Source organism: Bradyrhizobium sp. CCGUVB14 (genome assembly GCF_024199935.1).
In the GTDB taxonomy this organism is placed as follows: Bacteria; Pseudomonadota; Alphaproteobacteria; order Rhizobiales; family Xanthobacteraceae; genus Bradyrhizobium.
Window position 1 is genome coordinate 6,169,951 of record NZ_JANADS010000001.1, and the last position, 12,107, is coordinate 6,182,057.

Here is a 12,107-nt window from a genome sequence, read left to right on the forward strand (position 1 = left end):
CGCAAATTCGAAAATCACTCAAGCGGGGCGCCCTGCCCTCAAGGCATCGGGAGGGGCGCCAATGCCCGGCCGCGAAGGCCGGGCATGAAAGGTCGTATTACTCGGCTGCTTCCGACGTCGGCGCCGGTCCCACCTTGGAATTGTGCAGATCGACGTTGAGGCCGAGCGAGCGCATTTCCTTGACCAGCACGTTGAACGATTCCGGAATACCGGCCTCGAAGGTGTCGTCGCCACGCACGATCGCCTCGTACACCTTGGTACGGCCGGCGACGTCGTCCGACTTCACGGTCAGCATTTCCTGAAGCGTGTAGGCCGCGCCGTAAGCTTCGAGCGCCCACACCTCCATTTCGCCGAAACGCTGGCCGCCGAACTGCGCCTTGCCGCCCAGCGGCTGTTGGGTGACGAGCGAGTACGGACCGATCGAACGCGCATGGATCTTGTCGTCGACGAGATGGTGCAGCTTGAGCATGTAGATGTAGCCCACCGTCACCTTGCGATCGAAGGCATCGCCGGTGCGGCCGTCATAGACGGTCGACTGACCCGAAGCGTCGAGACCGGCAAGCTTCAGCATCTCCTCGATGTCGGCTTCCTTGGCACCGTCGAACACCGGCGTCGCGATCGGCACGCCGCGGCTGAGGTTATGGCCGAGTTCAAGCAGCTCGTTGTCGTTGAGCGTCTTGATCGTCTCGTCCTCGCCGTAGACCTTCTTCAAGGTTTCCTTCAGCGGCTTGATGTCCTGCTTCGACAGGTAAGCATCGACCGTCTGGCCGATACGCTTGCCGAGGCCGGCGCAGGCCCAGCCGAGATGGGTCTCGAGAATCTGTCCGACGTTCATGCGCGAGGGCACGCCGAGCGGATTGAGCACGATGTCGGCGTGCGTACCGTCTTCGAGGAACGGCATGTCCTCGATCGGCACGATCTTCGACACCACGCCCTTGTTGCCGTGGCGGCCGGCCATCTTGTCGCCGGGCTGGATCTTGCGCTTCACCGCGACGAAGACCTTGACCATCTTCATCACGCCGGGCGGCAATTCGTCACCGCGCTGAAGCTTCTCGACCTTGTCGAGGAAGCGCTGCTCGAGCCCCTTCTTCGACTCGTCGTACTGCTTCCGCATGGCCTCGATCTCGGCCATCAGCTTGTCGTTCGGCGAAGCGAACAGCCACCACTGCGACTTCGGGTACTCCTCGAGCACCGCACGGGTGATCTTGGTGTCCTTCTTGAAGCCCTTCGGGCCCGCAATGCCCTGCCGTCCCTCGAGGAGCTCGGCAAGACGGTTGTAGACGTTGCGGTCCAGGATCGCCTGCTCGTCGTCGCGGTCCTTGGCCAGACGCTCGATCTCTTCCCGCTCGATCGCCAGCGCACGCTCGTCCTTGTCGACGCCGTGACGGTTGAACACGCGGACTTCCACGATCGTGCCCTGCACGCCCGGGGGAACGCGCAGCGAGGTGTCGCGAACGTCGGAGGCCTTTTCACCGAAGATGGCGCGCAGAAGCTTTTCTTCCGGCGTCATCGGGCTCTCGCCCTTCGGGGTGATCTTGCCGACCAGGATGTCGCCGGCGCGCACTTCCGCACCGATGTAGACGATACCGGCTTCGTCGAGGTTCTTCAGCGCTTCTTCCGAAACGTTCGGAATATCGCGGGTGATTTCCTCAGGTCCGAGCTTGGTGTCGCGGGCCATCACCTCGAATTCCTCGATGTGGATCGAGGTGAAGACGTCTTCCTTCACGATCCGCTCGGAGAGCAGGATCGAGTCTTCGAAGTTGTAGCCGTTCCACGGCATGAACGCGACGAGCACGTTACGGCCGAGCGCGAGTTCGCCGAGATCGGTCGACGGACCGTCAGCGATGATGTCGCCCTTCTTGACGATATCGCCCACCTTCACCAGCGGACGCTGGTTGATGCAGGTCGACTGGTTGGAGCGCTGGTACTTCATCAGCCGGTAGATATCGACGCCCGACTTGGTCGGATCGAGATCTTCGGTGGCGCGGATGACGACGCGGGTCGCGTCAATCTGGTCGATCACGCCCGAACGGCGTGCCGCGATCGCAGCACCCGAGTCACGCGCAACCACGCCTTCCATGCCGGTGCCGACGAACGGCGCCTCGGCGCGAACCAGCGGCACCGCCTGGCGCTGCATGTTCGAGCCCATCAGCGCGCGGTTGGCGTCGTCGTTCTCGAGGAACGGGATCAGCGCCGCGGCGACCGAAACGAGCTGCTTCGGCGACACGTCCATGTAGTCGACCTTGTCCGGCGTCACCGGCAAGACTTCGCCGGCGTGACGGCAGACCACGAGATCTTCGGTGAAGCGGCCCTTCGGATCGAGCGGCACGTTGGCCTGCGCGACCGTGTAGCGGCCCTCTTCCATCGCCGAGAGGTACACGACCTCGTCGGTGACGCGGCCGTCCTTGACCTTGCGATAAGGCGTCTCGACGAAGCCGTACTTGTTCACGCGCGCGAAGGTGGCGAGCGAGTTGATCAGACCGATGTTCGGACCTTCCGGCGTCTCGATCGGGCAGATGCGGCCGTAATGCGTCGGATGCACGTCGCGCACTTCGAAGCCGGCGCGCTCGCGGGTCAGACCGCCCGGTCCAAGTGCCGACAGGCGGCGCTTGTGGGTGATCTCCGACAGCGGGTTGGTCTGGTCCATGAACTGCGAGAGCTGCGAGGAGCCGAAGAACTCGCGCACGGCGGCAGCCGCCGGCTTCGCGTTGATCAGATCCTGCGGCATGACCGTGTCGATGTCGACCGAGGACATGCGCTCCTTGATCGCGCGCTCCATGCGCAGGAGGCCGATGCGGTACTGGTTCTCCATAAGCTCGCCGACCGAGCGCACACGGCGGTTGCCGAGATGGTCGATGTCGTCGATCTCGCCCTTGCCGTCGCGCAGATCCACCAGCGTCTTGATGACGGAGAGGATGTCTTCCTTCCGCAGCGTGCGCTGGGTGTCGGGCGCATCGAGGTCGAGGCGCATGTTCATCTTGACGCGGCCGACCGCGGAGAGGTCGTAACGCTCGGCGTCGAAGAACAGCGACTGGAACATCGCCTGCGCCGAATCCAGCGTCGGCGGCTCGCCCGGGCGCATCACGCGGTAGATGTCGAACAGCGCGTCTTCACGCGTCATGTTCTTGTCGGCCGAGAGCGTGTTGCGGATGTAGGCGCCGACATTGACGTGGTCGATGTCGAGCAGCGGCAGTTCCTTGTAGCCGTGCTCGTTGAGGGCCTTCATCGACTTGTCGGTGATTTCCTCACCGGCTTCGGCGTGGATTTCGCCCGTCTTCGGGTTGACGAGGTCCTCGGCGAGGTAGTTGCCGACGAGTTCCTCATCCGACAGGCGCAGAGCCTTGAGCCCCTTCTCCTGGAGCTGGCGGGCGGCGCGGACAGTGAGCTTCTTGCCGGCCTCGAGCACGACCTTGCCGGTGTCGGCGTCGATCAGGTCGTTGATGGTCGAGTAACCACGGAAACGGTTGGCGTCGAACGGAACGCGCCAGCCTTCCTTGGTCCGCTTGTAGAGGATCTTCTTGTAGAACGTCGACAGGATCGCCTCGCCGTCGAGGCCGAGGGCGAACATCAGCGACGTCACCGGAATCTTGCGGCGACGGTCGATACGCGCATAGACGATGTCCTTGGCGTCGAACTCGATGTCGAGCCAGGAGCCGCGATACGGGATCACGCGGGCAGCGAACAGCAGCTTGCCCGACGAATGGGTCTTGCCCTTGTCGTGGTCGAAGAACACGCCCGGCGAACGGTGCATCTGCGAGACGATGACGCGCTCGGTGCCGTTCACGATGAAGGTGCCGTTCATCGTCATGAGCGGAATGTCGCCCATGTAGACGTCCTGCTCCTTGATGTCCTTGACCGACTTCGCGCCGGTTTCTTCGTCGATATCGAACACGATGAGGCGCAGCGTCACCTTGAGGGGAGCCGCGAAGGTCATGCCGCGCTGGCGGCACTCGTCGACGTCATATTTCGGCTGCTCGAACTCGTAGCGGACGAATTCCAGCATCGAGGTGCCCGAGAAGTCCGAGATCGGGAACACCGAGCGGAACACGGCCTGCAGGCCCTCGTCGAGGCGCCCGCCGACGGGTTCGTCGACCATCAGGAACTGGTCATAGGACGCCTTCTGAACCTCGATGAGGTTCGGCATCTCGGCGACTTCCTTGATGTGTCCGAAGAACTTGCGAACGCGTTTGCGACCGGTGAATGTCTGCTGCGCCATCGTGGCCTCTCATTTCGTCGCCCGCTCTGGGCGCGCCGTCCGGAACGCGGCTGCCACCGCTCCCCGGGTTGAATTTTTCGAACCCGTTTTGGGGGACCGAAAATCCAGTTTCAGGCCGTCATGTCCTGAATCTGTTCTTCAGACCTTCAAAACGCAAAACGACGCGCGGGGCGCATAGGCACGCCCGCCCGTCACAACGATCTTCTTCACGGACTGCAAAAGCCCGAAATAGCCTGCTCTCCCAACGGCTTACAGGGAAATCCGGCATCCCTGCCCACCGCGCTTTCGTGCTGCCGACCCGATATGGGGCGACAATAGTGGAGATTCGAGGGGTATACCCTCAAATCCCCACACATTTTCGTGTTCGGCCTGCGTCGGGACGATCCGTCGCACGCCTTTTGCATCCGGCCCATCCTTTTGAGGGATGAACCAGGGTCCCGAGCCACGGCCCGGAACCCCGCCAGTAAGCGTTGCTTACTTGAGCTCGACCTTCGCGCCAGCCTTCTCGAGCTGGACCTTGATCTTGTCGGCCTCTTCCTTGTTCACGCCTTCCTTGACAGGCTTCGGCGCGCCCTCGACGAGGTCCTTTGCTTCCTTCAGGCCCAGGCCGGTGATGGCGCGGACTTCCTTGATGACCTCGATCTTCTTGTCGCCGGCGCTGGCCAGAACGACCGTGAACTCGGTCTTCTCTTCCGCCGGAGCGGCGGCAGCGCCACCACCAGCCGGGCCGGCCACGGCGACGGCCGCGGCAGCCGAAACGCCCCACTTCTCTTCGAGGAGCTTCGCGAGTTCGGCAGCTTCGAGCACGGTGAGGCTCGAGAGGTCGTCAACGATCTTCTGCAAGTCAGCCATTGTTCAGTTTCCTTGAGTGTAAGTCTGGTTCGGGTTTGAGTTTTGCGAAGGGCGTCAGGCCGCTTCGCCCTTTGAGGCATGAGCCTGGATGACGCGCGCGAGCTTGCCCGCGGGCGCGTTGGCGAGCTGAGCGAGCTTGGTCGCCGGGGCCACAAGCAGGCCGACGATCTTGCCGCGCAGTTCATCAAGCGACGGCAGCGAGGCAAGTGCCTTCACGCCGTCGACATTCAGGACGGTCTTTCCCATCGAGCCGCCGACGATGACGAACTTTTCGTTCGCCTTGGCGAATTCGATGGCGACCTTTGGCGCCGCTACCGGATCGTTCGAAGTGGCGATCACGGTCGGCCCCTTCAGCATGGGGCCGATGGCAACGACGTCAGTGCCTTCAAGAGCAATTTTGGCGAGACGGTTCTTCGAGACCTTCACCGAGGCACCCGCCTGCTTCATCTGCTGGCGCAGCTTCTGCATCTGGGCGACGGTGAGGCCGGAATATTGAGCAACGACCGCGACGCTCGTGGTCTTGAAGACCCCATTGAGCTGTTCGACCGCTTCCTTTTTTGCCGCTCGTTCCACAGCAAGCTCTTTCCGGTTGGCGGTCATCGCGAAAGCGGGACCGCCGGGTTGCACCCATCGTCCCACCCAAAACCTGAACCTCTGGGCCAAAACCCATCGGACACGCGCCGGGCGAGACGACAATTCAAAGCCTGCCCTCCGGGAGCTCGCTGGAGCCCACGGCGTGTCGAGGTCCGAACCAAACTCCTTCCGCGACCACCCTAAAGTGGGAAGCGAAGTGAAATCCGGTCTTCACCCGTCTATGCAGGCCATGCGATTAAGCCGTTGAGAAATCGAAATTTCCCGCGGGCGCCTGCAGTCTTGGACAGGACAAGGCCAGTCGGCGAACCGCCTGACCTCTGCCCGCACCCCCACCGGCCGATGGATTTTCCTTCCTTTTCGGGCAAATCCTTGCGGACGTCCTGAAAAGGAATGATCTCCTGCGTGTCGGGTTTTCGGAATGCGTGCACGAACGCGCCAGCCAAGGCCGGCACGTCCGGAAGCGGTTCTTTAACCGCTCTCTGCCGGCTTGCCAAGAGCAAAATTCACACCAGTTCCAATCCGTTGCCGGCCGGGCCTGAGGCGACCTGACAAGGGCCGATTCAGGCCGATTTGACCCCATAGGGCAGCGGCTTGCCCTCGAAAAATGCGCTGAGATTGGCCAGCACGCAGTTCTGCATGGCGACGTGCGATTCGAGGGTGTGGCCGCCGATATGCGGGGCGAATACCACGTTGGGGAGCGCGGTCAGGGCATCGGGGGCGTGAGGTTCCTTCTCGAAGACATCGAGGCCGGCGCCGGCGATGGTCTTGTCGGAGAGCGCTGCGACCAGGGCCTCCTGGTCGATGACCGAGCCCCGCGAAATGTTGACGACGTAGCCGTCGGCACCGAGGCGCCCCAGGATATCGGCGTTGACGACGTGCTGGGTCTCAGCCCCCGCCCGGACCGCGATCATCAGCACGCTGCACCAATCGGCGAGTGCTTCCAGGGTCGGGAAATACTGATAGGGCAGATCGTATTTGCTGCGGCTGAAATAGCCGACCTCGCTCTCGAAGGCGGCACAGCGCGCGGCGATCTTGCGGCCGATCTCGCCCATGCCGTAGACGCCGATGCGGCGCCCGGGCATCCCCGCCTGCGGGCGCATCATCGGCGACTGCTTCGAGGCCGCCCAATCGCCGCTACGGACATATTGGTCGGCGACCAGGACCCGCCGCGTCGTCGCCAGCATCAGGCTCATCGCGATGTCGGCGACCGAGGCGGCATTGGCGCCGGGGCTGTGGCCGACCGCGATGTTGCGGCTGGCGGCCGCCTTCAAGTCGACGCCGTCATAGCCGGTGCCGTAGCAGACGATCGCGCCGAGCTTTGGAAACAGGTCCATCGCCTCGGCGCCGAGCGGCGAGCCGCCGGCCGTCAGCATCGCGCGGATGCCGCCGAGTTCTTCCGCCGAAAACACCTCCGTGGCCTTCTTGCCGCCGGTGTCGAGCAGCTCGAACCGCTCGGCGAAGCGCGCCATCATCGTCTTGGGAAAGCGCGAATAGATCAGGACCTTGTCAGCCATTGTTCTTGTTTCCGGTGAGTGCCGTCGAAAATGGAAAGGGGCGGAATCGGTCGCCCGATTCCGCCCCTCGCCTCATGCAATTTCCAAACCTCAGCCGAGGCAAGCCTTAGCCAAGGATCGTGCCCGGCTCGACCTTCACGCCCGGGCCCATCGTCGAGGACACCGCAACGCGCTGGATGTAGGTGCCCTTGGAGCCAGCCGGCTTCGCCTTCGAGACAGCATCGGCGAGCGCCTTGATGTTCTCGACCAGCTTCTCCTCGGAGAACGAGGCCTTGCCGACGCCGGCCTGCAGAATGCCGGCCTTCTCGACGCGGAACTCGACCGAGCCGCCCTTGGCACCCTTCACCGCACCGGTGACGTCCATGGTCACGGTGCCGATCTTCGGGTTCGGCATCAGGCCGCGCGGGCCGAGCACCTTACCGAGACGACCGACCAGCGGCATCATGTCGGGGGTCGCAATACAACGATCGAAATCGATCGCGCCGTTCTGCACCTTCTCGACCAGGTCTTCGGCGCCGACGACGTCGGCACCTGCGGCCTTGGCTTCGTCAGCCTTGGCGCCACGGGCGAACACGCCGACGCGGAGCGTACGGCCAGTGCCGTTCGGCAGGGTCACGACGCCGCGGACCATCTGGTCGGCGTGACGCGGATCGACACCGAGATTGATCGCGACCTCGATGGTCTCGTCGAACTTCGCCTTCGCGCGTTCCTTGACCATCTTGATGGCGTCCGCGAGCGGGTAAAGCTTTTCGCGGTCAACACCTTCGCGGGCTTTGTTCAAACGCTTTCCGATTGCCATAGCCGCTTACCCCGCCACTTCCAGACCCATCGAACGGGCAGAGCCCTCGACCATCTTCATGGCCGATTCGATGGTGTCGCAATTGAGATCCTTCATCTTCTTCTCGGCGATCTCGCGCACCTGCGCCTTGGTCACCTTGCCGGCCTTGTCGCGGCCCGGCGCCTTCGAGCCGGACTGGATCTTGGCAGCCTGCTTGAGGAAGAAGGACATCGGCGGCGTCTTCATCTCGAAGGTGAAGGAACGGTCCGCATAGATGGTGATGATCACCGGGATCGGGGTGTTCTTCTCTTCCTTCTGGGTCTGGGCGTTGAACGCCTTGCAGAACTCCATGATGTTGAGACCGCGCTGACCGAGCGCGGGACCGATCGGGGGCGAGGGATTCGCCGCACCGGCCGGGACCTGAAGCTTCAGGTATCCGGTCACTTTCTTTGCCATGTATCACTCCTGTTGTGCCGGCCTGGACCGGCGGTTTCAGGTTCGTGGTCTGGGTCGGATGCGGCTGGCAACCGCCCTCTCCCTCCCACGGCCTCTGCTTGCGCGAAGCCTTTCGACCTCGCGCCTTACCCGATCAGACCTTCTCGACCTGACCGAATTCCAATTCCACTGGCGTGGCGCGGCCGAAGATCGATACCGCGACCTTCACGCGCGAGCGCGCCTCGTCGATTTCCTCGACCACACCCGAGAACGAGGCGAACGGGCCATCGGCCACGCGCACGTTCTCGCCGATCTCGAACGACACCGACGCCTTCGGCCGTTCCACACCCTCCTGCACCTGGTGCAGGATGCGCATGGCTTCGTTCTCCGAGATCGGCATCGGCTTGTTCTCGGCGCCGAGGAAGCCCGTGACCTTCGGCGTGTTCTTGATCAGATGAAACGCCTCGTCGGTCAGCTTCATCTTCACCAGCACGTAGCCCGGGAAGAACTTGCGCTCGGCGTCGATCTTGCGGCCGCGGCGCACTTCCGTGACCTTCTCGGTCGGAACCAGCACCAGCTCGAACAGCTCTTCGAGCCCGCGCTGCTTGGCCTGCTCGCGGATCGATTCGGCGACCTTCTTCTCGAAGTTCGAATAGGCGTGGACGATGTACCAGCGCTTGTCGGACGATTGGGTTGCGGCGGCTGTTGCCATCAGTGAATGCCCAAAAGGAAGGTGATGAGGTAACGGATGATCTGGTCGGCGGCGAAGAAGAAGATCGAGGCCACGGCGACCATCACGAACACCATGATGGTGGTGATCGTGGTCTCACGACGGGTGGGCCAGGTGACCTTGGCGGTCTCCGAGCGCACTTCCTGCAAGAACTTGAACGGGCTGACTGCCATCGTTTGAGACGCCATTAAGAATTTCAGGGATCCGAACAGCCGCCTGTGGCCCAGCCCTCTGTCTCGAAGGATGAGCCGGAAAACCGGGCTCGATTGTTCGGGGGATTTCAAAGCCGCGCCGGAGATCCGCGTCTAACGGGCCGGCTGCGAGTGCCGGGTATCTACTGCGGATGGGGCCAAAGGTCAAGGTGCGGGCGGGCTGGAATCCACGCCGGCCCGGCTGACGGACGTGATGCGGATCAAGGGCTTATGGGCCCGCATGACCCAGCGCCCGAGCTATTCAGCCCGGCGCCGTCCTGCCTTCAATCCGGATTGTGTGGGATTAGCTGGCAGGAGTGGCAGGGCTCGAACCTGCGACCCCCGGTTTTGGAGACCGGTGCTCTACCAATTGAGCTACACTCCTGTGGACCCTTGCGTCGCCGCCGGATCAGGGGCGCTTTCAAGCACAGGGGACGGCCGGATTGCAAGGACGGATTGCAAGGGTGAAGCGCGCTGGCTTCGCTTGTTTGTGCAACGGCTTCTGGGCCACTCTCCGTTCCCGATAATCAAGAACAACCGGGAGCCCCCATGACTACCTTAGCGTCGACAGCCGTCGCCCGCCCCTCGACCGCGCCCAAAACCCCGTCTCTCCCAGAGGCCAAGCCGGAAACTCTGGGCCTGTCGCGACCCCGCCTCCAGGCGATGTCGGACGCGTTCAAGCGCGAGATCGACAAGGGAACCATCCCCGGCGTGACGGTGCTGGTGGCAAGGGGCGGCCAGGTCGGCTGGTTCGAGGCGCTCGGCAAGCAGAGCCCGGCGGGCCCGGCGATGGCGCTTGATTCGATCTTCCGGATCTTCTCGATGACCAAGCCGATCGTCTCGGTCGGCATCATGGCGCTGGTCGAGGACGGCCACCTCCTGCTCGGCGATCCCGTCGCAAAATTCATCCCGGAGTTCGCGGACCAGAAGGTCGGCGTCGTCAGTGGCGGCAAGCTGGAACTGGTTCCGCCGAAGCGGCCGATGACGGTGCAGGATCTGCTCCGCCACACCTCGGGCCTCACCTATGAGCACCAGGGCGACGGCCCGGTGCACAAGCTCTACCAGGAGTCCCGCGTCCGCAGCCGCAAGATCACCAATGCCGAGCACGCCGCGCTGGTGGCGAGCTTCCCGCTGGTCTGCCACCCCGGCGACGAGTTCAACTACAGCCGTTCCACCGACATCCTCGGCCGCATCATCGAGGTCATCAGCGGCAAGTCGCTCGGCACCTATCTCACCGAGCGCATCCTCGCGCCGTTGCAGATGACCGAGACCGGCTTCTCGACCTCAGAGACCAACGCCGGGCGGCTCGCGCAGCCATTCGAAGCCGACCCCTGGACCGGTGACAAGGTCGCGCTGTTCAACATGCTCGAGCAGCCGGTGATGGAATCCGGCGGCGGCGGCCTGGTCTCCACCACGACGGACTACGCCCGCTTCGCGCTGATGCTGCGCAATGGCGGCACCCTCGACGGCAACAGGATCATCGGCCGCAAGACGCTGGAGCTGATGGCGTCCGATCACCTCGGGCCGCACGTCGTGACCAACGGCACGCTTCTTTCGCCCGGCCACGGTTTCGGTCTCGGCTTCGCCGTCCGCCGCGACGCCGGCATCGCGCCCTTCCCCGGCAGCGTCGGCAACTATTTCTGGAGCGGCATTGCCGGCACGTTCTTCTGGATCGATCCGAAGGAGGATCTGTTCACGGTGTTCATGACCCAGGGACCGGGACAACGTGACTTCACACGCACGCTGGTGCGGGATCTGGTTTACGCGGCGGTAGAGTGAGGGCGTTCGCTTAGTCGCGCGAGCCGCGAGGCCGCATCCACACACTCACCGTCATGCCCCGGCTTGACCGGGGCATCCAGTACTCCGTAGCGGCAGTTTGTTCACACCACTTCGGCCGCGGAGTACTGGATCGCCCGCTTTCGCGGACGATGACGCTGATGCTGGAGTGAGCGTAGGTGCCCTTCTCCGCAAACCTCAACTGATCGTCGCGCCGCCGTCGATCACCATGGTCTGACCGGTCATGAAGTCGCCGGCCGCGGATCCCAGGAACACCGCCGCACCCGCGATCTCGTCGGGGATGCCGATGCGCAGCAACGGCGAGCGCGAGGTCGAGGCCTTCAGGTTCTCCGGATTGTCCCACAGCGCTTTCGCGAAATCGGTCTTGATCAGGCCGGGCGCGATGCAGTTCACGCGGATGTTGTGCTTGCCGTATTCGCAGGCGAGGTTGCGTGCGAGCTGCATGTCGGCGGCCTTGGAGATCGCGTAAGCCCCGAGAATGGTCGAGCCCTTGAGGCCGCCGATCGAAGACACGATGATCACCGAGCCGTCCTTGCGCTCGATCATCTGCGGCACCACCATCGAGATCAGCCAGTTGTTGGCGACGATGTTGTTGTCGAGAATCTTCCTGAACTGATCGTCGGAGATGCCGGCGAGCGGACCGTAATACGGATTCGACGCGGCGTTGCACACCAGCACGTCGATCTTGCCGAAGGCGCGGTTACTCTCGTCGACAAGGTTTTGCAGATTTTCCTTCGACGAAATGTTCGCCGCGATCGCGACCGCAGTGCCCTTGCCGAACTTGTCGTTGATGCCCTTGGCGACCTCGTCGCAGACATCGGCCTTGCGCGAGGAGATCACCACCTTGGCGCCGTGCTCGGCCATACGCTCCGCGATGGCAAGCCCGATGCCGCGCGTCGAGCCGGTGATGACGGCAACTTTGCCCTTCATGTCGAACAAGGTCATGTTTCTCTCCCAGATTGATCTTTGTATTCACATCGAGATTCCGGGCTCGGTCCTG

10 protein-coding genes and 1 tRNA gene are annotated in these 12,107 nt (G+C 63.3%); 1 reads left to right on the top strand and 10 read right to left on the bottom strand.

Going from position 1 to position 12,107, the window contains the following annotated elements; all coding sequences use genetic code 11:
• Positions 1-97: 97 nt before the first annotated feature.
• The 9 genes from rpoB to NLM32_RS29035 form a co-directional block, all read right to left on the bottom strand.
• Positions 98-4,216: a DNA-directed RNA polymerase subunit beta gene (rpoB, locus tag NLM32_RS28995; protein ID WP_254132191.1), complete on the bottom strand. Its 4,119-nt coding sequence runs from the start codon at positions 4,214-4,216 to the stop codon at positions 98-100.
• Positions 4,217-4,690: 474 nt separating this feature from the next.
• The gene (rplL, locus tag NLM32_RS29000) at positions 4,691-5,068 is read right to left on the bottom strand and encodes a 50S ribosomal protein L7/L12 (protein WP_212092210.1); all 378 of its coding nucleotides are present in this window, start codon (positions 5,066-5,068) and stop codon (positions 4,691-4,693) included.
• A 54-nt stretch (positions 5,069-5,122) separates the two neighbouring features.
• A complete protein-coding gene (rplJ, locus tag NLM32_RS29005; protein WP_092192758.1) occupies positions 5,123-5,641 on the bottom strand; it encodes a 50S ribosomal protein L10 in 519 nt (172 codons plus the stop codon).
• 581 nt (positions 5,642-6,222) lie between these two features.
• Complete coding sequence (locus NLM32_RS29010; protein ID WP_254132192.1) at positions 6,223-7,176, bottom strand: 2-hydroxyacid dehydrogenase; 954 nt, start codon at positions 7,174-7,176, stop codon at positions 6,223-6,225.
• A gap of 106 nt (positions 7,177-7,282) precedes the next feature.
• On the bottom strand, positions 7,283-7,975 hold the full coding sequence (gene rplA / locus NLM32_RS29015) for a 50S ribosomal protein L1 (RefSeq protein WP_063682741.1): 693 nt from the start codon (positions 7,973-7,975) through the stop codon (positions 7,283-7,285).
• Between the two features lie 6 nt (positions 7,976-7,981).
• Positions 7,982-8,410: a 50S ribosomal protein L11 gene (gene rplK, locus NLM32_RS29020; protein WP_027554142.1), complete on the bottom strand. Its 429-nt coding sequence runs from the start codon at positions 8,408-8,410 to the stop codon at positions 7,982-7,984.
• A gap of 133 nt (positions 8,411-8,543) precedes the next feature.
• A complete protein-coding gene (nusG, locus tag NLM32_RS29025) occupies positions 8,544-9,101 on the bottom strand; it encodes a transcription termination/antitermination protein NusG (protein WP_092294124.1) in 558 nt (185 codons plus the stop codon).
• The gene (secE, locus tag NLM32_RS29030; protein WP_007611620.1) at positions 9,101-9,292 is read right to left on the bottom strand and encodes a preprotein translocase subunit SecE; all 192 of its coding nucleotides are present in this window, start codon (positions 9,290-9,292) and stop codon (positions 9,101-9,103) included. The genes nusG and secE overlap by 1 nt, the downstream gene beginning before the upstream one ends.
• Before the next feature lie 327 nt (positions 9,293-9,619).
• Positions 9,620-9,695: transfer RNA gene (locus NLM32_RS29035), tRNA-Trp, on the bottom strand.
• A 164-nt stretch (positions 9,696-9,859) separates the two neighbouring features.
• Here NLM32_RS29035 and NLM32_RS29040 point away from each other — a divergent pair.
• Positions 9,860-11,089, top strand: a complete 1,230-nt coding sequence (locus NLM32_RS29040; RefSeq protein ID WP_254132193.1) for a serine hydrolase — start codon at positions 9,860-9,862, stop codon at positions 11,087-11,089.
• A 195-nt stretch (positions 11,090-11,284) separates the two neighbouring features.
• Here NLM32_RS29040 and NLM32_RS29045 read toward each other — a convergent pair whose 3' ends face one another.
• Entirely contained in the window at positions 11,285-12,052 is a 768-nt protein-coding gene (locus tag NLM32_RS29045) for an SDR family NAD(P)-dependent oxidoreductase (RefSeq protein WP_254132194.1), read from the bottom strand.
• Positions 12,053-12,107: the final 55 nt, after the last annotated feature.